The sequence below is a fragment of the Mitsuaria sp. MSU3D genome (assembly GCF_056867975.1).
Genome location: NZ_CP200314.1, coordinates 6,249,800 through 6,270,840 on the forward strand (window position 1 = coordinate 6,249,800; position 21,041 = coordinate 6,270,840).

The window sequence follows — 21,041 nt, forward strand, 5'->3', positions numbered from 1 at the left end:
CCAACGAAAAAGCCCGCCGGAAGGCGGGCTTTGCATTGGGGCGGGGCGGTGCGTGTCAGACCCGGAACTGCCCGACCTGCGCGACCAGGCGATGGGCCTGTTCCCGCAGGCTTTCCGCGGCGGCGGTGCTTTCCTCGACGAGCGCGGCGTTCTGCTGCGTGCCTTGGTCGAGCTGGGCCACCGCGCCATTGATGCGCGTCACGCCCTGGGACTGCTCCCGCGAGGCGGTGGAGATCTCGCCGATGATGTCGGTCACCCGCTTCACGCTGGTGACGATGTCCCGCATGGCTTCGCCGGTATCGCCGACGAGCTTGGCACCGGATTCCACGCGTTCGCCGCTGGTGGTGATCAGTCCCTTGATCTGCTTGGCGGCTTCCGCGCTGCGCTGGGCGAGGTGCCGGACTTCGGCGGCGACGACCGCGAAGCCGCGACCTTGTTCACCGGCACGCGCGGCCTCGACCGCGGCATTGAGCGCCAGGATGTTGGTCTGGAACGCGATGGAGTCGATGGTGCCGATGATGTCGCCGATCTGCCGGCTGGCGGCGGAGATCGCGTCCATGGTGGTCACGACCTGGGCGACGACGTTGCCGCCGCGCTGCGCCGCGCGGTCGGACTCGCCGACGAGCTGATGGGCCTGCGCGGCCGACGCGGCGGTCTGGCTCATGGAGCTGGCGAGCTCTTCCAGCGCGGAGGCGGTCTCCTGCAGATGGCTGGCCGATTGCTCGGTCCGGGCCGACAGGTCGCGGCTGCCGGCGGCGACCTCCGCCGAGGCGGTGCCGATGGAATCGCTGGCCTGGCGCACCTCGTTGATGGTGCGCGAGAGCTGCAGGCGCATGCGCTCGACGCCCGCGGACAGGGCGCCAAGGTCGTCCTGCTGACGCACGATCACCGGGCGGGTCAGATCGCCGGCCGCGACCGCGGCGACGGCCTCGTTCAGGTCCGCGAGCGGCTGCCCGACCCAGCGTCCCAGCATCCAGGTCACGCCCAACCCCAGCAGGACAACGGTCGCGAGCATCAGTCCCCACAGCACCCACAGCGTGGTGTTGTGGGCCGCCAGCGCCTGCGCCCGCGAGGCCTCGGCGATCACCCACCAGCCGGTGGCCTGAGACTTGCGCGCCACCGCGAACGCGTCCTTGTAGTTCTCGCCGTAGACGGCCCGGACCGTCTCCAGCACGCCGTCCTGATCGTCGACGAGCGTCTTGACGTACTGCTCGGCCTGGTCGGCCGGCATCACTTCGGACAGCTTCTTGCCCTGGGCGCGCGGGTGGGCGCGCAGCAGCGCGTCAGCCGGCGTCTTGCCCGGATCGAGCAGGTACAGCCCGCCGGTGTCGTAGAGCTTGACCGCGTCGGCCATCTTCACGAGCTCCTGCTGCAGTCCGCGCATGTCGAAGCCGATGAACAGGATGCCGACGACCTTGCCGTCCGCGTCCTTGATCGGCGAGTAACGCGTCATGTAGGGCAACTTGAACAGCGTCGCCGGGCCCACGTACGTGTCCCCCGCCGAGAGCTTGCCGAAGGCGGCGCCGGCGCGGTCCAGCGTCGTGCCGACGGCGCGCGAGCCGTCTTCCTTCTTCAGCGAGGTGGTGATGCGGATGAAGTCGTCCGTGCCCTTGCGCGCGAAGATCGTCGCCACGCCGCCGGTGCGGCGGGTGAAGCGGTCGACCGCGTCGAAGTTGCCGTTGAGCTTCTGGCCGTTGAAGGCCAGTTCCCCGTCGCCCGCGAGCGTGAAGGTGCCGCCTTCGAAGTCGCCGGCCAGCACGTCGTACAGCCGGTTCGCCGAATCCCGCGCCGTGCGGTCCAGGGCATCCGCGACGCGCGCCACCGACGTCGCCTCCGCCGACATGTAGTCCTGCGTGCGCTGCCGCGCCTGATTGGTGAGCACCCAGGACAGGGCACCGCAGATGACGATCAGAAGGACCGCGATCGCGGCACTTGACCAGATGGAGACGCGACGGGCCACCGTCGCGCGCACGGCGTTGTTGTTGTTCATGACCGGACGGCTCCGCGATGAGGCGGAACTGGAGTGATGGTGGAGGTCTCCTAGCGCGTCGTTGTCATTTTGTCTTTGCGCTGGGTCAAACTGTATTGCGTATGACAGCCTGTCAGGGCGTTTCGTTTATCGCCCTTCAAGGGATAACCCGTGGCTATTTCACGGTCACGTGGAGTAATGAGTCCGGTCTCCCTCAGAGGAGGACAGCGCTATCACCTCCCAGGAGGTGACCGACCGGACGGTCGGCTCTCCCGGCCGGCGCAACGGCTCACTCCGCCGAGATGCCGCGGCTGCGGATCAGCGCATGCCACTTCTGGGTTTCGGACTGGATGAAACGTGCCAACGCGGCGGCGTCGCCCGGCGCGACTTCGAGGCCGAAATCCTCCAGCTTCGCTTTCAGTTCCGGCTGTGTGAGCGCCTTCCCCAGCTCCGCGCCCAGCCTCGCCACGATCGCTTCGGGCGTGCCCTTCGGGACGAAGAGACCCTGCCAGGCGCTGACGTCGACGCCGGTGACGCCGGTCTCGTCGAAGCTCGGCACGTCGGGCAGCGCGGCAATGCGTTTGGGCGCGAGCACCGCCAGCGCCTTCAGCTTGCCGGCGCGCAGGTGCGGCAGGGCGGCGGCGGTGTCGAGGATGCCCATGGGCACCACGCCCGCGATCAGATCCTGCGTCGAGAACGCCGTGCCGCGATAAGGCACATGGACGATGTAGCTGTTGGTGCGATCCTTCAGCAGCTCCATCGCGAGGTGATGCGGGCTGCCGACGCCGGGCGAGGCATAGCTGTACTTGCCGGGTCTGGCCTTGATGGTATCGAGCCACTGCTTCGCCGAGCTGAAGCCGGCGTTGGGGTTGACCACCAGCAGCAGCGGGAAGCGGGCCATGAAGCCGACCGGCGCGAAGTCCGCCGGCGAGTAGGGCAGCTTCTTGTAGAGCGCGCTGTTGAACACCATCGCGCCGTTGTCGCCGGTGAGGATGGTGTAGCCGTCAGGCGGCGATTTGGCGGCGTTGTCGGTGCCGATGATCCCCGCCGCGCCGGGCTTGTTGTCGATGACCAGCGTCTGCCCCAGCGCCTTGCCGAGCACCGGCGCCAGTTGGCGCGCCAGGAAGTCGGAGCCGCCGCCCGCCGGGTAGGCGACGACCCACCGGACCGGCTTGGACGGCCAGGCCTGCGCGCGCGCGGTGGCGGGCCAGCCGAGGGCGCCGGCGGTGGCGCCCAGGGCACCCGTGATCAGCAGGGAACGGCGCGCGGCGTCGGTGGAGCGGACGGGCATGGATGGGGTCTCCGGGTTGTCGTGCCGGCCATCCTAGCCAGCCGCCGGAGAAGACCCCTCCCGGAACAACCCGATCAGCGCCCGTCGACCATCGCCGCGCTGGCTGCGCCGCCCGTCGATCCTGCCGCCGGCGGTGCCATCTCGAGCAGCGCGATGCGGCCGCTCATGTCGTCGCGCGAGTCCTCGTTGCGGAACGACACCTGCATCACGTAGAGCGTGTCGCGCGCCGCGCCCTGGCATTGCAGCGCGCGCACGGCCCGGCGCAGCGGGGTGCGATAGGCGAGGGGGCCGCGGTCCTGCACCTCGCTGATGACGTTGCCGTTCAGCCGGAAGCTGACCGTGGAGAGGCCTTCCTTGCCTTCGATGAACTGGACCCGGCCCAGGCGGTCGCCGAGCGCCTTGTCCACACCGGGGCAGGTGGCGCGCACGTCGGTGCGCGGGATCTCGCCCGGGCGGCGGCCGGAGATCTCGACGCGCTGCAGGTCGTCGGGCGCCGCCTGCGCGGCGCCCGCGGTCAGGACGGCGAAGACCGCGCCGGCGGTGAGACGGGCGGCGGCGCGGAGGAAGTTCGTGGGGACGTGGCGGACGGGGCGGGTGGTGGCGTGCATGTCGTGCTCCTGTGGGCTGAGGAACCGTCGCGGCCCGCATCACGGTGGCGGAACGATCGGTCTTTTTTCAGCGTAGGCAGCACGAGGGCCTCGACCAAGCGGCGCGCGACCAAGCGTCGAAGCCGAGGGCCGGAGCGCCGGAATTCCGCGACGAAACGCACCTCATCGCGACCCGCCGTGAATCGACTTTCCCCAGTATCCATCGGGTCGAAAGTCATGCATGACGATCGGCTCCGCAGCGCATGACGACGCGATGACAAGACCTGACCCTCGGCGTGATGGGTTCGGGCCATGACTTCCGCTCGGCCGTCCCGAAAGGCATGGGTCCCGAATGGCACGGGGCCTGCCGCGCCTCACGGCGGGCAGGCCCCGGAGGCCGCGGCACGGTGTCGCCGCGGCGGGGTCGGCGCGTCACCAGACCTTGATCGGATCCGCTGCCACCATCGCGTCGCCGCCCTTGCAACTGAAGGCCTTGGCGAACTCCGGCATGTTGGACATCGGCGCCAGCACGCGGAACTTGCCCGGCGAGTGCGGGTCGGTGCGCAGCTGGTTCAGCAGCGCCGCTTCGCGCGACTTGTTGCGCCAGACCATGGCGTTGGACAGGAAGAAGCGCTGCTCGGGGGTGAAGCCGTCGATCTTGTCGGTCTTGCCCGTGCGGCGCAGCGCGTTCTGCAGCGCGTCGAAGGCGATCGGCATGCCGGCCATGTCGGAGATGTTCTCGCCCAGCGTGAGCCGCCCGTTGATGTGCGTGCCCTTGACCGGCTCGTAGCTCTCGTAGAGCGCCACGACGCGGTCGGCGCGCGCCTTGTAGTTCTCGGCGTCAGCGGCGGTCCACCAGTCGTTGAGGCTGCCGATGCTGTCGAACTGCCGGCCGCGGTCGTCGAAGTGGTGGACGATCTCGTGCCCGATCACCATGCCGATGCCGCCGTAGTTGACAGCGTCGTCGGCCTTCGCGTCGAAGAACGGCGGCTGCAGGATGCCGGCGGGGAAGGTGATCTCGTTGAGGCCGCCCGCCTGAGCGTTCACGATGTACGGCGACATCGTCCAGCGCGTGCGGTCGCTCGGGCGGTCCAGGTCCTTGATCTGCTCGCCGTGGAACCAGGCCGCGGCGCGCAGCTGGTTGCCGGCGAAGTCCTTCGGATCGAGCGTCATGCCCTCGTACTTCGGCCAGGACGCGGGCGCGCCGATCTTGGGCTGCATCGCCTCGAGCTTCTCCAGCGCCTTGACCTTGGTGTCGGGATTCATCCAGGCGAGGTTCTGGATGCGCGTCTTCATCGCGGCCTTGACGTCGCCGATCAGCAGCGTCGCGCGGCGCTGCGCCTCGGGCGAGAAGGCCTTGGACACGAACAGCTCGCCCAGCGCCAGGCCCAGCGGGCTGCCGCCGGTGCGGCCGCCGATCAGCTGGATGACTTCCTCGTCGCGCGGCATCGGCTGCTCGAGCCCGGAGATGGTCGCGCCGCGGTAGTCGAAATCCGCCTCGGCGAAGGCCTTCGGCAGGCGGGCGGCGCTGTTCTCCAGCACGCGCATCCGGAGGTAGGTCTGCCAGGTGGCGAGCGGGACCTTCCCGGCCATCTGTGCGACGCGCGCCAGGAAGTCGGGTTGCGCCACGATCAGCCGTTCGACGCCGCCGGCCCGCGTGTCGCTGCGGGTGAGCGCCTTCAGATAACCGTCCCAGGCCAGCCCCGGCGCCTTGCCCGCGAGTTCGGCCGTGGTCATCGGGTTGTAGACCTTGAGCGGATCGCGCAGCTGCGCGCGCGGCGTCGTCGCGTCGGCCAGTTGGGACTCGAAGGCCATCAGCGCGTCGATCGCGGCCGGCGTGGCGTCGAAGCCTGCCGACGACAACAGCCGTTGCGCATACAGCCGGTAGGCCGTGCGCAGCTTCTTGGCGATGTCGCTGTCCTTGAAGTAGTCGTCGCGGTCCGGCAGGCCCAGGCCCGACTGGCCCAGCGTCAGCACATTCACGCGGGTGTTCTTGACGTCGGCGCGCACGGAGGCGCCCACCGGCGCGGCGATGCCCACGCGGCCGAACTGCGCCAGCACGAAGGGCAGGTCCTCCGCCGACTTCATCGAGGCGACGCGATCGAGCAACGGCTTGATCGGCTTCAGGCCCTGCGCCTCGATGGCGGCCCGGTCCATGCCGCTGGCGTAGTACGCGGCGACCTGCTTCAAGCCCGGCGACTTCTGCAGCTCCGGCTTGGCCAGCAGCTCCGCCAGCGCATCGCTCAGCAGCCGGTCGTTGGCCACGCGCAGCGCGTCGAAGCTGCCGATCCGGGTGCGGTCGGCCGGCAACTCGGTGCGGGCGACCCACGGCCCGTTCACGTAGTCATAGAAGTCGGCGCAAGGCTGGACGTCGGGCGAGAAGCTTGCGACATCCAGGGCGCGCGCTGGTGCTGCGGCGAGGGCCAGGGTGGAGGCAGCCGCGGCCGCAATCAGGCGTAGTGGAAGCATGGTTATTTGTCACCAATGTGTGGCGAAAACGACAAGCCGCACAGGCTAATCGACCCCCCTGTCCCCCGCCATCCGAGGCGTCCCGCGCATGGCTTCCGACACCCCGGGCACGCCGTTCGCGCAGGTCCGCAAACTGCGCGCAAACATTACGAATCAGGGCGTTAGCTGCAAGAAAGGGGCGATTGGCGGATCAAAGTCTGCGTTTTGACACAAATAGGTTATAGGGGTATTCCTTCCTGTTAACTGTTTCAGGTAGGTCGGTTGGCGCCCAACTGTCTTCCTACACTGCATCGCACGCCAATCGGATTGGGCCGATCGGCGTGCCCCACCAGCGGTGCCAACGCGCCAGACGTTCGGGGCTTTGCAGGCGTCGGCGAACCCGGCGTCGATCGAGAACTCTGGAGATGACAAGCATGTTGCGATTGAACAAGCTCAGCGTCGCGCTGGCTGTGGGTCTCGTCACGATGGGCGCCGCCCAGGCGGGCGTGTCGTCGGTGGACATCGACAAGGCGCCGCGGCAACTGAGCGAACAGACCGATCGTCTGATCGTGAAATACAAGGACGGCAGCACCGTCGTGCAAGGGCGCCTGGGCGCCGCGATCCAGGCGCAATCGGTGGCCAGCGATGCCATCGGCGCCCGTACCGAGCGCCTGCAGCAACTGGCGGCGCCGCTGGGCACCCGGCTGTCGCTGGTGCGCCAGATGGGCACCGGCGCCCACGTGTTCAAGCTGGACCGCCGGCTGAACCTGCAGGAACTGCGCGAGCTGGGCGATCGGATCAAGGCGCAGGACGCCAACGTCGAATACGTCGAACCCGACCGCAAGATGCACGCGCTGTTCGTGCCGAACGACAGCAGCTACGGCTCGCAATGGGACCTGTCCGAGAGCGTCGGCGGCATCCGCGCACCGGCGGCCTGGGACCAGGCGACCGGCACCGGCGTCGTGGTCGCGGTCATCGACACCGGCTACCGGCCGCATGCGGACCTGTCGGGCCAGATCGTCGCGGGCTACGACATGATCGTGGACACCACGGTCTCCGTGGACGGCAACGGCCGTGACAACGACCCGAGCGACCCCGGCGACTACAACGCCGCCAATGAGTGCCAGGCCGGCGACCCGGCCTCCACGTCCAGCTGGCACGGCACGCACGTGGCCGGCACGATCGCGGCCAAGACCAACAACGCCCTGGGCGTGGCGGGCATCGCCTACAACGCCAAGGTCCAGCCGATCCGCGTGCTGGGCAAGTGCGGCGGCTACACCTCCGACATCGCCGACGGCATGACCTGGGCCTCGGGCGGCAGCGTCTCCGGCCTGCCGACCAACGCGACGCCGGCCAAGGTGCTGAACCTGTCGCTGGGCGGTGGCGGCGCCTGCGACACCACGACGCAGACGGCGATCAACGGTGCCCGCTCGCGCGGCGCCAGCGTCATCGTCGCCGCCGGCAACGAGAACCAGAACGCGTCGAACTCCAGCCCGGCGAACTGTTCGGGCGTGGTCGTGGTCGCGGCGACGGATCGCAACGGCGCCCGCGCGTACTACTCGAACTACGGCTCGATCGTGACGCTGGCCGCGCCGGGCGGCGACGTCCGTTCCAGCGCCAGCAACGGCATCCTGTCGACGCTGAACAACGGCACCAGCACGCCGGGCGCGGACAGCTACGCCTACTACCAGGGCACCTCGATGGCCACGCCGCACGTGGCCGGTGTCGCGGCCCTGATGTACAGCGCCAAGCCCACCGCCACGCCGGACGAGATCACGGCCGCGCTCAAGAGCAGCGCCCGCGCCTTCCCCGGCACCTGCAGCCAGTGCGGTTCCGGCCTGCTGGACGCGAACGCCGCGATCACGGCGATCAAGGGCGGCGGCGGTGGCGGCGGCACGATCGCCGAGGTCGAGCCCAACAACAGCCGCACCGCGCCGCAGACCGTCAGCGCGCCGGTCCAGGTGACGGGCAGCCTGTCGACTTCCGACACCAACGACTACTTCAAGGTCACGCTGCCCGCGGGCAAGACGCTGAGCGCGACCTTGACGCCGGCCAGCGGCAAGGACTTCGACCTGCAGCTGCAGAACAGCAGCGGCACGCAGCTCAAGCTCAGCGAAAACGGCGCTGGCGCCGTCGACAGCTTCACGTACGCGAACACCGGATCGTCCTCGATCGTCGTGTACGTGCGGGCTTATTACTACTCGGGCACCAGCGGCACGTACACGCTGAACCTGAGCTGGTAAGGAGCCCCGCAGGACTTGCCACTCTCCTCGTTTGGTAAGCCGGGTGCCTCGGGCCCGAACGGGGCTCCCGTTGAATCCCGCCGGTGAAAGCTGGCGGGATTTTTTTCGTTGCTCACCCCGCCGGCCGGGCGCCCCGATCGCCCACCCGACCAGCCCCCGTCGTGCGAGGCCACGCACCGGTACACTGCCCGCTTGTTTTTCGCAGCGATGTGCCCGGTCAGCCGGGGAGATCGCGTGATCATGGCCGGCATCGATTCCACCACCCCGCTCCCCACCGACATCGTCGTGCACCAGCAATCCAAGGTGCTGGAGCTCGCCTTCACCGACGGTGTGCGTTTCCGCATCCCGTTCGAGCTGATGCGCGTGCGCAGCCCGTCGGCGGAAGTGCAGGGCCACGGCCCGGGCCAGGAGACGCTGCAGACCGGCAAGCGCGATGTGACCATCGTGGCGGTCGAGCAGGTCGGCCACTACGCGCTGAAGCCGACCTTCTCCGACGGTCACGAGAGCGGCCTGTTCACCTGGGCCTATCTGTACGAGCTCGGCCGTGACCAGGACCGCCTGATGCGCGAGTACGAAGAGAAGCTGGCCGCCGCGGGCCTGGACCGCGACGCGCCCATGGCGACGAAGGCCGCGGGCGGCCATTCGCACGGCGGCGGCAGCAGCTGCGGCAGCCATTGATCGATCGACCTCGCGCGGCGATTGCCTCCGACGCGCCCCCATTCAGCAGGACCCCACCATGAGCTCCACCCATTTCGGCTTCGAGTCGGTCGACGAAACCGCCAAGGCCAGGCGCGTGCGCGGCGTGTTCGACTCGGTCGCCGCGCGCTACGACGTCATGAACGACCTGATGTCGATGGGGATGCACCGCGCCTGGAAGCTGTACACGCTGGCCGTGGCCAACCTGAAGCCGGGCGACCGGGTGCTGGACATCGCCGGCGGCACGGGCGACATGGCCCGGCTGTTCGCGAAGAAGGTCGGCGAGCGCGGCATGGTCGTGCACACCGACATCAACGAGGCCATGCTGCGCACCGGCCGCGAGCGTCTGATCGACGAGGGCATGGTGCTGCCCACCAACCTCTGCGACGCCGAGGCGCTGCCCTACAAGGACGGCTCCTTCGACCTGGTCTGCGTGGCCTTCGGCCTGCGCAACATGACGCACAAGGACCAGGCGCTGGCCGAGATGAACCGCGTGCTGCGCCCAGGCGGCCGGCTGCTGGTGCTGGAGTTCTCGCAGGTCGCGGCGCCGCTGCGCAAGCCCTACGACTGGTATTCCTTCAAGATCCTGCCCCGCATCGGCTCGCTGATCGCCGGCGACGCCGACAGCTACCGCTACCTGGCCGAATCGATCCGCATGCACCCGCCGCAGGCCGAACTCAAGGCCATGATGAAGACGGCGGGCTTCGGTCATGTGGACGTGCACAACCTGACCGGCGGCGTCGTGGCGCTGCACGCCGGCATCAAGTGCTGAGCGACGGCAAGGCCTGACCCCGCGCGCCAGCAAGCAGGGCCCCGAAAGGGGCCCTGGCTCATTGCGGAACGGAGATCAGCGGGCCGGCGTCAGCAGGGCGCCTTCCACTCCCGGAGTTCGGTGGCGAGGATGGGATGGCCGTCCTGCTCGGCGCGACGGGCGAGTTCGTCGACGTTGCCGTCGGTGACGAACTCATGGCCCACGCCCTTCACGAGCTGGCCGTAGACGCTGTCGAGGTCGTCGGAATCGACGTCGGTATCGGAGGTCGGGAACGGCGGCGTGTCGGCTGGCAGTTCCGGGCGGAGTTGATGCGTCGAATGGGAGGGGGAATGGGCCATCGGAGTGCTCCTTGAGTCGATGAGTCGAGGGGAGGTCTTACGGAATGGCAAGGCCGTCGTCACTTCGGGCGGACGGCCTTGCGATTGGAACGGGGCAGCTTTCCCTCCCGCAACTGCTTGACCGCGTCGCCGACAAGGTTGGCCACCAGTCGGACCTCGTCCTGCAGGGCCTCGTCGCGGTCGAGCGCCTCGTGGCTGTTGAAGTAGGGCTCGAAGTAGCCGATGTAGCGGTCGAGCCGGGACAGGTTGCCGGCGTCGATCAGGCCCATCCAGTCCAGCCAGTCGCCGAGGTTGCGGCGTTGAGCTTCCACGCCGGCCACGTCGCCGTGCACCACCAGGCCGTAAGCGCGGCCTTCGAGGTGCTTGGGATAGTCCCACCCCTTTTCTTCGATCGCCTTGGCTTCCGCGGCCTTCTTGCCATGGGTCGAAGTCGGATCGGGATTGCCGCCGTCCGCGCAGACCAGGCGGTCGATCATCAGCTTCAATGCGCTGGGCGACTGATACCAGTAGGTCGGGGTGAACAGGATCACGCCGTGCGCGGAGACCCAGCGCTCGTAGATCTCGTTCATCCAGTCGCTGGACTGGTCGAGCGCGTGATTCGGATAGCAGCTGCAGGGCCAGTGGCAGAGCGGCATCGCGGTGGACACGCAGCCCTTGCACGGATGGATCTGGCGGCCGTACTCGGACGTGATCAGGCTCAGGTCCAGGACATCGATGATCACGTCGTGCCGGCTGAGCTGGTCCTTGGCGATCTGGGTCAGACGCCAGGTCTTGGACATCTCCCCCGGGCAGGTGCCGTCGTTGCGGTCGCTGCCGCAGATGAGCAGCACGCGCGAGCGCGTGGCCGGATCGCTCCAGCGCTGCTGCGCCAGCTGGAGCCGTTGATGCGCGTCCAGCCACTCGACCGAGGTCTCGTACGACGGGTCCTTGAAGCCGCTGCCCGCTGGACGGGTGATCGGCGACTTGCGGCCCTCCTTCATCGCCTCGAAGGCGATGACCTCCAGGCGCGCGATGGCCTCGTGCTCGGCGCGGTAGGCCGGGTCCTGGAAGCGGCGCATGAAGCGCTCATGGAATTGCTCGCGGGTCAGCTCCGCGGGCTGCTGGCCCTTGCGGATCACGGTCATCGGCGGCCCCTCGGGTGGCGGTGCGGACAGTATTCGGGGCCCCGCGGGAGACACCCGTCGGACGAAGGCGCCTTGTGCGACGGGTGCTGTCCTACGCGCGTCGCGGCGACCGTTCCAGGGAGGTGCGCCATGCACTCTGATCACGCGGCCTGCACGGTGCATCGCACCGTGGGCGGGCGCCGGCCCGTCGTCCTCCCCCTCAAACGCGGGGTGCGGCATTCCCGCCTCCGGGGTTCCCCGCAACCTGCTTGTCACGAAGCGACCCTACGCTCCGCCCGTTCCTTCACGTGCGTGAAGTCAAGCGCACAACTTCACATGATTTGCCGACAAATTGTTGCCGTAAACGTTTGCGCAAACCGTTGAATCATCGATACGACAGTCCGGGGGTTGCCATGAAATTCAAATCCATCCTGCTCGCCGCAGGTCTCCTGTGGGCCGGTCTGGCCCATGCCGACACCGTCGCGCTGTGGGGCTTCAACCAGGTCGGGGTCAATGCCCAGAACCAGCCGGTCTATTCGACCAAGCCGACCTACACCGACCACGGCGGTGCCTTCCTGGACACCTTGGGCGTGTCCACGACCTTCGTCAGCCAGTCCGGCTCGTCGGACACCACCGGCGGCAGCATGGCGCTCAACACCGCCGGCTACGCGAGCCAGGGCACGGGCGACCGCACGACCGGCGTGCAGTTCTCGATCGACACCACCGGATTCCAGGACATCGTCCTGACCTTCGACCAGCGCAACAGCGCCACCGCGTCCGCCTGGACCGCGCTGCTGTACACGATCGATGGCGAGAACTGGGTCGAGGCCACCACCTTCCGCATGCTGCGCGACAGCGTCTTCGTGAAGGGGCTGGGCTTCAACTTCTCCGACATCGCCGGCGTGGACGACAACGCCAATTTCGCGGTGCAACTGGTCAGCATGTTCGCGCCCGGCACGCAGGCCTACGCCGGCACCGGCGGCAATTACGGCACCGGCGGGACCATCCGCTACGACATGGTCCAGTTCGCCGGCTCGCTGATCCCCGAGGTCGACGTGCCGGAAGTGCCCGAGCCCGCCTCGATCGCGCTGGCCGTGGTCGCGCTGGGCGCGATGGGCCTGAGCATCCGCCGCCGCAAGCAGGCCTGAACCAAGTCGAGGAGAACTCCCATGAACTTCCGCACCCTGTTCCCCCAGTCCGGACGCGCCGTGCTGCGCCTCACCACGCTGAGCGCGATGGCTGTCGTGCTGACCGCCTGCGGCGGCGGCCTCAACGGCGAGAAGTCGCAGACGCAGCAGCAGGCGACCACGCCCGATGACCGCGCCACCGCGCTGACCGCCGATCCCTCGGCGAAGTACCCCGACCACCACGAGTTCGACGCCGCGCTCGACGTGCCGTTCACCGGCGCCGAGACTACCGGCGCGCGCGACTTCGCGGTCCACCTCGATTACGTCGGCGCGCCCGTCGGCACGCTGCTGGCCTATCGCGTCGAACTGCGCTCGCCCGCCGGTGCCGTCGTCAAGCGCTGGAGCGGCGTCGAGAAGTACGCCGGCGACGTCAAGAGCGTCACGTTGAACTGGGCCGGGCGCGGCAGCGCCGGCCTGCCGGATGGCATCTACACCGCGACGCTGACCGCGCTCAGCGCCAAGGCCGACGTCGCCCTGAAGAGCAGCGGCGGCGACGCCCAGTTCGCCGAGATCCTCGCCGCCCAGCAGGCCGGCGAAGGCGGCCACGCGGTCGAACAGAGCTGGAACTTCGCCATCGGCAAGCCGGCCAGGATCGCGATGGGCACGCTGCGTCCGCTGGCGATGGGCGCCGCGGGCGAGGCCGACCAACGCGTGCGCGCGCAGTCGGCGGCGGTGGGCGCGGGCTCGTGGCCCTACACCATCTACTACGGCAGCTTCCACGGCCAGACCAACGACTCCGACGGCGGCGGCGCCATCGGCAGCTGCAACTCGTCGCAGCCGGCGCAGAGCGGCGCCTTCGGTCCCGACGCGGCCTTCCCGTACGCGAAGGACGCGGGCCTGGACATCTTCGCCAACACCGACCACAACCACTACTACGACGGCTCGTCCAGCACCAACACCAGCGGCAGCGCCACCGCGGCCAAGGCGCGCTACCAGCGCGGCCTGCAGATCGCGGCCGACTACACCGCGGCCAACGCCGGCTTCCTCGCCATGTACGGCATGGAGTGGGGCGTCATCAGCAACGGCGGCCACCTGAACATCTTCAACAGCAACGAGCTGTTCTCGTGGGAATACAACGCGCAGAACGAGCTCTTCGGCGACCGCTACATCGCCAAGAACGACTACGCCACGCTGTACTCGGTGATGCGCGCCCAGGGGCTGATCGGCCAGTTCAACCATCCGGACTCGAACGGCCAGTTCATCATCAGCGGCACCGACATGGCCTACAGCGCCGACGGCGACGAGGTGATGGTGATGTCGGAGGTGATGAACACCTCGGCGTTCTCGTCCAATACGACCGAGACCGAGACCTCGCGCAGCTCGTACGAAGGCTCGTGGAAGAAGCTGCTGGAGCGCGGCTTCCACGTGGCGCCGGCGACCAACCAGGACAACCACTGCGCCAACTGGGGCAAGTCCTACACGAACCGCACCGCGGTGCTGATCCCCACGGGCACGCCGCTGAGCAAGGCCGCGCTGGTCGACGCGCTGAAGGCACGCCGCGTCTTCGCGACGCTGGACAAGAACTCGCAACTGATCTTCAGCGCCAACGGCAAGATCATGGGCGAGCGCTTCGACAACGCGGGCGCGCTGTCGCTGAACGTCGGGTTCTACAACCCGAACGGCCGCACCGTCGTGCAGACCGAGATCTGGGAAGGCGTGCCCGGCCGCAACGGCACGGTCACGCTGCTGAGCAGCAACCCGACCGCCACCGTCACGCCGGCCAACGGCAAGCACTTCTACTACGCCAAGGTCACGCAGGACGACGGCAAGGTGTTGTGGTCCGCGCCGATCTGGGTCAACCAGGGCGTCAGCGGCGGCGACACCACGCCGCCCTCGGTGACCGCCGCGGTCAACGGCACCACCGGCACGATCACCTTCTCCGCCACCGCCAGCGACAACGTCGGCGTGACGCAGGTCGAGTTCTGGCTGGACGGCGCGCTGCGCGACATCGACACGACCGCGCCGTACTCGATCGCCGTCAATTCGGCGCAGCTGGCCAACGGCACGCACAGCCTCGTGGCCAAGGCCTACGACGCGGCCGGCAACACGACGACCTCGACGCCGGTCAGCTTCACCGTCAACAACGTGGTCGACGCGGCGGATGAGGTCGAGCCCAACAACACGATCTCCGCCGCGAACGCCGTCGGCAGCCGCAACCAGCTGACCGGCTTCATCGGCAGCGCCAGCGACATCGACTTCTTCAAGGTCACGCTCGCCGCCAACCAGCGCCTGCGCGTGGACATGACCGGCCCGACCTCGTCGAGCATCGACTACGACCTGTACGTGGTGAAGTCCACCGGCACGGGCCTGGCACGCTCGGAAGCGGTCGGCAGCACGGAGTCGCTGACGTACCAGAACGGCGCGACCGCGCAGACGGTCTACATCAAGGTGATGTCGTACTCGGGATCGAGCACGACCTCGCCCTACAAGCTGACGATCAGCTATCCCTGATGAAGGAACACGGCCGCTGAGGGGCGGCCGGGGAGGAGGCGGCGCGAGCGCTCTCACACTTGCACCCTCTCCCGCTTGCGGGAGAGGGTGGGAGTGAAGGCCAACAGCCGGTGAAGTCAGAAGAAGGCGGTCCCGCGAAGGACCGCCTTTTTTTTGTCAGCGCGCGGCCTGCGTCGCGGGCTCGACCGACTCCCAACCGCCGCCCAGCGCGAGGAACAGCTGCACCTGCTCATCGATCAGCGTGGCCTCGGAGGCGGCCAGCGCGGCATCGCTCGCGGCGAGCGCGCGCTCGGCGTCGAGCGCGTCCAGGTAGGCGACCTTGCCCCCCTGGTAGAGGCGCCGCGCCTGTCCGGCGACGATCGCCGCCTCGTCGCGCGAGGCTTGCAGCGCCGCGCGACGGTCCAGTTCGCGGGCGTACTGGTTGAGGGCTGTCTCGGTCTCGCGCAGCGCGTTCAACACGGTACCGTCGAAGCGGGCCGCGGCCTGCCGCGTGCCGGCTTCAGCCTGTGCGATCCGCGCGTCCGCAATGCCGTTGTTGGGCAGCGTCCACGAGATCAGCGGCCCCAGGCTCCAGCTCAGCGTGTCGCTCTTGCCGAAGCCCGAGAGCGTGCCCGCCGAGCCGGCCGACAAGCCCAGGCTGATCTTCGGATAACGGTCCGCGATCGCGACGCCGATGCGCGCCGTCGCCGCATGCAGCTCGCGCTCGGCCTGCCGGATGTCGGGACGGCGGCGCAGCAGCGCGGCACCGTCGCCAACCGGGATTGTGCCCGCCACGTGCGGCGCGACATGGCAGTCGGCCAGCTCGCGCGGGAAGTCCTCGGGCAGTTCGCCGGTCAGGGTCGCGAGGCGGTACAGCGCAGACTGCCGCTGAGCCAGCAACGGCGGCAGCGCCGCCCGCAGTTGCTGGAGCTGGCTGCGGGCGCGCGCCGCGTCGATCTCGCCGACACGGCCGGCGCGCTGCAGGCGCTCGGTGACGTCGATCGCCTCGCGCTGCAGATCGACCGAATGCTGCGCGGACGTGAGCCGCTGGCCCGTCGCGCAGGCTTCCGCATACGCGCGCGCCGTGCCCGCCGCCACGTTGACCTTCACGAGGTCGAGCGCGGCCGAGGCCGCCTCGGTGCTCGCATGCGAGGACTCGATCGCGCGGCGGATCTGGCCGAACAGGTCGAGCTGGTACGAGAGACCCACGCCCGCGCTGTAGCGGTAGGTGTCGGGCGGCACGTAGTCCTTCCTGAGCATCGACAGGCCGGACGGGTGACCGTAGCTGGGACCACCGTTGACGCTGACGGTCGGCTTCTCGCCGCCGGCGACTTCGGACTCGAGGGCCTGGACGCGTTCGAGGTTCGCGACCGCCTGGCGCAGGTCGGTGTTGCGCGCGAGGGCACGTTCCACCAGATCGTCGAGCCTGGGGTCCTGGAACAAGCGCCACCAATGCGGCGGCAGCGGGGCCGCGTCGAAGGGGACCGGCGTCGCCGCCGCCCGATCCGCGCCGGCATCGGCGCTCGCCATCTTCGCGGCGTCCGCGGCGCGTGCCTGTTCAAGGAAGGGCGCCGATGCGCGCGGCTTCATCACGACGGCGTCGGCGGGCACCTGATAGTCCGGCCCCTTCGGCGTGGTGGAGCACGCCGCCAACGCTGCGGCGGCGATCACCGCCAGCAGCGGTCTTATCACGACGCTCATGACTTCAACTCCGCCTTTGCTGTCGAGCCCGCCGTTGCCGCGGCCGTTGCCGTTGCCGAGCCCTTGGCCGTCGTGCCGGAGATCACCTGCACCGTCACTGTCTGACCGGCGACGAGCCGCTCACCCGCCGGCAGCGGATCGAGCTTCACCCGCACCGGCACGCGCTGCGGCAGTCGCACCCAGTTGAAGGTCGGGTTCACGCTGGGCAGCAGGTTGGCGCTGGTGCTGCGGTCGCGGTCGGCGATGCCGGCGGAGAGGCTTTCCACGCGGCCCGTCAGCGCGCGGCTCGCGCCCATCGGCTTGACCTCGACGGCGTCGCCGACGTGGATGCGCGGCAGCTTGGTTTCCTCGAAGTAGCCCTCGACGTAGAGCGAACCCGCATCCACGAGCGCGAGCACCGCATGCCCGGCGGTCGCATAGGCGCCCTGGCGCAGGTCGAAGTTGGTGATGGTGCCGGCGGATGGCGCGCGGATCTCAGCGCGCGCCAGATTGAGTTTGGCGCTGTCGACGGCTACCTCGGCCTGTGCGACGGCGGCGCGCGCCTGCTCGGCGCGGCTGCGGGTCTGCTCACTCGCTTCCTGTGAGACCAGCGTGCCCAGTCCCTTGTTGCGATCGGCCTCGCGCAGCGCCTGCGCCAGCGCGACCTTCTGCGCCGACAGCTGCGCCTGCGATTGCCGCAGCGCCAGCTCGTAGCGCGCGCGGTCGACCTCGAACAGCAGCGCGCCGGCGGCCACCTGCTGGTTGTCCTGCACCGGCACGGCGGTGACGAGGCCGGACACATCGGGGGCGATCTGCACGACGTTGGCGCGCACGCGGCCGTCGCGTGTCCAGGGCTGGAGCTCGTAACGGTCCCAGAGCTTGCCGGCCGCCCACAGGGCGCCGCCGACCGCCGCCAGGGTGACCACCATCGAGATCGCGCGGCGCAGGGGGAAGGAAGAAGGCTTCATGTCGTGGAGTCCAGGTTTCCGGAGTCGTTCATACGTTGATCGGTCGACCCGTCATGCGGAGAGGTCGCTCGTTGAAGGCGGCAGGTCGTCAGCGTCGTCATCCCGGCCCGTGCAGCACGCGCAGCGAGGCGACGCTCAAGGCCCACAGCAGCAGCACGTAGACCGCGAGGTCGAACAGCGCCGGATGCCAGATCCAGCGGTATGCGCCGGCCCATGCGAGCAGCCGCCGCACGGCGGACAGCGCCAGGAGCGCCAGCGCCGCGAGCGGCATCAGCCAGGGCAGGTAGAGCCCGAAGAAATCCACTGCGCCGGTCATGCCGGGTTCTCCTTGTTCAGATCGCTCGAGCCGCTCGAGCCGCTCGAAACGGTCGTGTCGGTCGTGTCGGTCGTTTCGATGGGTTCGCTCCCGTCGGTCGGCTCCATCTCGTCGGCAAGTCCGTCCTCTCCGGATCGATCCGGCCCCTCGGGGGAAACGATCGCGTCGATGGGCAGTCGCGGCTCCGGCGCCTGCGGGAACAGGTTGCGACGCAGGCCTGTCAGCGCGCTGGCGGCGGGAATCGCTTCGGTCGGCAGCGACCGGGACGTGGGATAGACCTCGACGAGACGCGCGAGCGCCGTGTCCAGTCGATCCAGCAGAAGGGCGGGTGGCGATGCGATCGCGTCGGCGTCGCCGGCGATGCGCGCGCGCTGCCAGTCGCCGATGGCCGTCAGCAAGGGCTGCAGCGGCAGGGTCACCTCGCCCGGCAACTGGCCGCGCGCGCCTTGGAGCGCCACGAGGTCGGCGCCGACGCGCAGGTCGTGCAGCGCATCGTCGGTCGGGACGCCCGGCACCGAGCCGCCCGCCTGCGCCACGCGCGGCGCGAGCAGCGCGATGCGGTCCAGCATGCGCAGCAGGTAGGCCTGCGCGCGGCCGGCGGATCGCGGCAGGCGGGCCAGGTCGTCGAGCTCGCGCCAGGTCGCGCGCTGGATGCGGCGGGCGCTCCAGTCCGCGCCGACGGAGCGCATCAGCCGTGTCACGCGCGAGGCCACGAAAACGCCGGCCAGTTGGGCCAGCGTTCCGTTCACGAAGCTCGTCAGGTCGGCCTGCGCCGAGTCGTGCATCACCAGGGTGCCCATGACACCGAACAGGAACGGCAGCGCGGCTCCAACGGTCGACGGACGTCCAAGGAAGGCGCCGAGCACCAGGAACACCGGCGCGCACAACACGGCCAGGGTCCACATGTCCTGGACCAGCGGCAGCACCACGAGCACGAAGAGCGCGCCGACCGGCAGCGACCAGAGGGTCCAGGTGAGGAAGCCATTGATCGCGGGCACCGGGTCGTCCATCGAGGCGTAGAAACAGCAGAAGATCGCGGCCATCAGCGCGGCCCCCGACCCCGACGACCATCCGGTGAGGATCCAGAAGGCGCAACAGACGAGGATCGCGATCAGCGCCGCCGCGCCGGACCACAGCGCCATGCCCAGATCCACGTGCAGCTTTGCGCCGCTCGGCGCGGGCGACGGTCGCAACGGCACGGCAGCACCCGCGAGGCCGCGGTCGATGTCGGCCCTCAGTTGCACGCTGTGCAGCCAGCCGTCGAGCAATTGAGACAGTCGTTCGGCGAGCGCGAGGCGGAGCAGCCGGGCCCAGGGATCGTCGGCGAGTTGTCCGCGCGGCGCGTCGCCCGTCAAGGCGGCGAGTTGCGCGCGCAGCGCCGGCAGTTGCGCCTGCGCATCGGCGGCGGGCAGCGCCAGCCAGGGGCCGAGGCGGTCCAGCAGCGCCTGCACGTCTTCCGGCACGCCGCCATGCGCCTCCAGCGCCTGAAGGCGGTCCTCGATGCTGCCCAGCAGCGGCGTCAACGCGGCGACGCGGTCCTGCATCGCGTGCACGGCCTCCGCAGTCCATCGCAGGTGACCGGTGTCGAAGGGGATGTGCGTGGACAGCAGCCGCAGTTGCGTGATGTCGCCGGCGACCCGGCGGCGGTCGGTCCGGCCGTCACGGCGCGAGACGATGTCCGTGAGCCAGCCGCGCGTGTCGCCCAGCGTGCGATCCAGCAGCCCCAGCACCGACGTCGCCAGGCTGGTGGGCCAGACCAGGCTGTGGACCAGCGTGGCGCAGAGCACGCCCAGGCCGATTTCCTCGACACGGGCGACGGCGGTGTCGAACATCGAGGACGGCGCGTCCACGGACGGGAAGCCGATCAATGCCGCCGTATATCCCGCCAGCATGAAGGCGTAGGCGCGCGGCGTGCGGTCGTGCAGCGACAGGGTCAGGCAGCCCGCGACCCACAACGCCAGGGCCAGGCTCAGGAGTTCCGGCGCATGGGCGAATCGCGGGACCAGCAGCACTGCCGCCGTGCCCCCGACCAGCGTGCCGCAGAAGCGGAAGACGGCCTTGGACCGCACGGCGCCCGCCATGGGGTTGGCGACGATGTACGCCGTCATCATGGCCCAGAAGGGGTGTGGCTGACCGGCCCAGCTCGCCAGGCACACCGCCAGCATCGCGCCGACGAAGGCCTTGAGCGAGAAGATCCACTCGGCGCGGGTGAAACGCGGCCGCAGGAGGGGCGGCAGCGACGGCATGCGCAGCGATGGCAAGGAAAGGGCGGGGAACTTCATGACTGAGGGGCTGCGGAAGTCGGCGTCACTTGCGCCGCGGCGGCACGATCGCCTTCGGCGCGCCGACGCGCTCGGACAGCGTGGCGAAGACGCGCAGCGCGGCTTCGATGTCGGCGTCCGGGATGCCCTCGTAGAGCGCGTTGCGCAGGTCGCGCAGCGTGTCCTCGATCTGCTCGCAGGCGTCCGCGCCCAAGGCGGTCAGGTGCAGCGTCTTGGCGCGACGGTCGTCGGGATCCTCGTGGCGCTCGATGAAGCCGCCGGTGATCAACTGGTCCACCGAACGCGTCAGCGACGGGCCCTCGATGCTCAGCAGCGTCGCGAGCTCGCCCTGCCGAAGGCCGTCGCCGCGGCGACCGATCATCACCAGGGGCCAGGCCAGCGCCTGCGACAGGCCGACATGGGCCATGGCCAGGTTGGCCTTCGCGCGGTACGCCCGCTCCAGCACGGGCAGCGTCATGCCGATCGACATCAGCGCGGTCTCGCGCGCGGTGCGCGTCAAGGTGCGAGGGGGCTTGGAGTTCGAGGACGTCATGACCGCGATTCTAATTAGGTAGCTTGCTATCTAATTCAGTAGGGTTTTTGTGGTCCTTCAAACCAGCCTCGGGCGGGCGAGCGCGGTGCGCGGTGGGCGAGGCACAAAAGAAAACGGCCGATCTCTCGATCGGCCGTTGCTTTTTCGCGTCGCGGGCTGTCAAGCCCGTGTAGCGACTTTGGGCGTCAGGCGCGCAAGG

General features: G+C 69.2%; 16 protein-coding genes. 5 read left to right on the forward strand and 11 right to left on the reverse strand.

What is annotated here, in order from left to right; translation table 11 throughout:
• Positions 1–55: 55 nt before the first annotated feature.
• The 4 genes from AC1VNM_RS27530 to AC1VNM_RS27545 all read right to left on the reverse strand — a co-directional run bounded on the left by AC1VNM_RS27530 (position 56) and on the right by AC1VNM_RS27545 (position 6,316).
• On the reverse strand, positions 56–1,990 hold the full coding sequence (locus AC1VNM_RS27530) for a methyl-accepting chemotaxis protein (protein WP_483109034.1): 1,935 nt from the start codon (positions 1,988–1,990) through the stop codon (positions 56–58).
• 268 nt (positions 1,991–2,258) lie between these two features.
• On the reverse strand, positions 2,259–3,260 hold the full coding sequence (locus AC1VNM_RS27535) for a Bug family tripartite tricarboxylate transporter substrate binding protein (protein WP_483109035.1): 1,002 nt from the start codon (positions 3,258–3,260) through the stop codon (positions 2,259–2,261).
• A gap of 74 nt (positions 3,261–3,334) precedes the next feature.
• Positions 3,335–3,868 (reverse strand): hypothetical protein, encoded by a 534-nt coding sequence (locus AC1VNM_RS27540; RefSeq protein ID WP_483109036.1) that lies wholly within the window; start codon positions 3,866–3,868, stop codon positions 3,335–3,337.
• Positions 3,869–4,279: 411 nt separating this feature from the next.
• Positions 4,280–6,316, reverse strand: a complete 2,037-nt coding sequence (locus tag AC1VNM_RS27545) for a M13 family metallopeptidase (RefSeq protein WP_483109037.1) — start codon at positions 6,314–6,316, stop codon at positions 4,280–4,282.
• 413 nt (positions 6,317–6,729) lie between these two features.
• Between AC1VNM_RS27545 and AC1VNM_RS27550 the strand changes: the two genes are divergently transcribed.
• From AC1VNM_RS27550 to ubiE, 3 genes are all read left to right on the forward strand, one after another.
• Positions 6,730–8,538 (forward strand): S8 family peptidase, encoded by a 1,809-nt coding sequence (locus AC1VNM_RS27550; RefSeq protein WP_431101947.1) that lies wholly within the window; start codon positions 6,730–6,732, stop codon positions 8,536–8,538.
• 240 nt (positions 8,539–8,778) lie between these two features.
• Complete coding sequence (locus tag AC1VNM_RS27555) at positions 8,779–9,216, forward strand: gamma-butyrobetaine hydroxylase family protein (protein WP_483109038.1); 438 nt, start codon at positions 8,779–8,781, stop codon at positions 9,214–9,216.
• A 58-nt stretch (positions 9,217–9,274) separates the two neighbouring features.
• Positions 9,275–10,006, forward strand: a complete 732-nt coding sequence (ubiE, locus tag AC1VNM_RS27560) for a bifunctional demethylmenaquinone methyltransferase/2-methoxy-6-polyprenyl-1,4-benzoquinol methylase UbiE (protein WP_483109039.1) — start codon at positions 9,275–9,277, stop codon at positions 10,004–10,006.
• An 89-nt stretch (positions 10,007–10,095) separates the two neighbouring features.
• Here the strand turns inward: ubiE and AC1VNM_RS27565 are convergent, their stop codons facing one another.
• Both AC1VNM_RS27565 and AC1VNM_RS27570 read right to left on the reverse strand, forming a co-directional pair.
• A complete protein-coding gene (locus AC1VNM_RS27565) occupies positions 10,096–10,344 on the reverse strand; it encodes a hypothetical protein (RefSeq protein WP_431101950.1) in 249 nt (82 codons plus the stop codon).
• 59 nt (positions 10,345–10,403) lie between these two features.
• A complete protein-coding gene (locus AC1VNM_RS27570) occupies positions 10,404–11,468 on the reverse strand; it encodes a flavodoxin family protein (protein ID WP_483109040.1) in 1,065 nt (354 codons plus the stop codon).
• 392 nt (positions 11,469–11,860) lie between these two features.
• On the opposite strand from AC1VNM_RS27570, the gene AC1VNM_RS27575 reads away from it, so the two are divergent.
• Together AC1VNM_RS27575 and AC1VNM_RS27580 are read left to right on the forward strand one after the other, a co-directional pair.
• On the forward strand, positions 11,861–12,595 hold the full coding sequence (locus AC1VNM_RS27575; RefSeq protein WP_483109041.1) for a PEP-CTERM sorting domain-containing protein: 735 nt from the start codon (positions 11,861–11,863) through the stop codon (positions 12,593–12,595).
• A gap of 21 nt (positions 12,596–12,616) precedes the next feature.
• Positions 12,617–15,085 (forward strand): CehA/McbA family metallohydrolase, encoded by a 2,469-nt coding sequence (locus AC1VNM_RS27580; protein WP_483109042.1) that lies wholly within the window; start codon positions 12,617–12,619, stop codon positions 15,083–15,085.
• 156 nt (positions 15,086–15,241) lie between these two features.
• Here AC1VNM_RS27580 and AC1VNM_RS27585 read toward each other — a convergent pair whose 3' ends face one another.
• The 5 genes from AC1VNM_RS27585 to AC1VNM_RS27605 form a co-directional block, all read right to left on the reverse strand.
• The gene (locus AC1VNM_RS27585) at positions 15,242–16,765 is read right to left on the reverse strand and encodes a TolC family protein (RefSeq protein ID WP_483109043.1); all 1,524 of its coding nucleotides are present in this window, start codon (positions 16,763–16,765) and stop codon (positions 15,242–15,244) included.
• Positions 16,762–17,712: an efflux RND transporter periplasmic adaptor subunit gene (locus tag AC1VNM_RS27590; RefSeq protein ID WP_377157223.1), complete on the reverse strand. Its 951-nt coding sequence runs from the start codon at positions 17,710–17,712 to the stop codon at positions 16,762–16,764. The genes AC1VNM_RS27585 and AC1VNM_RS27590 overlap by 4 nt, the downstream gene beginning before the upstream one ends.
• Positions 17,713–17,809: 97 nt before the next feature.
• Positions 17,810–18,028 (reverse strand): DUF1656 domain-containing protein, encoded by a 219-nt coding sequence (locus AC1VNM_RS27595; protein ID WP_377157221.1) that lies wholly within the window; start codon positions 18,026–18,028, stop codon positions 17,810–17,812.
• Positions 18,025–20,310 (reverse strand): FUSC family protein, encoded by a 2,286-nt coding sequence (locus AC1VNM_RS27600; RefSeq protein ID WP_483109044.1) that lies wholly within the window; start codon positions 20,308–20,310, stop codon positions 18,025–18,027. The genes AC1VNM_RS27595 and AC1VNM_RS27600 overlap by 4 nt, the downstream gene beginning before the upstream one ends.
• Positions 20,311–20,335: 25 nt before the next feature.
• Positions 20,336–20,842, reverse strand: a complete 507-nt coding sequence (locus tag AC1VNM_RS27605; RefSeq protein WP_377157219.1) for a MarR family winged helix-turn-helix transcriptional regulator — start codon at positions 20,840–20,842, stop codon at positions 20,336–20,338.
• Positions 20,843–21,041 lie beyond the last annotated feature (199 nt).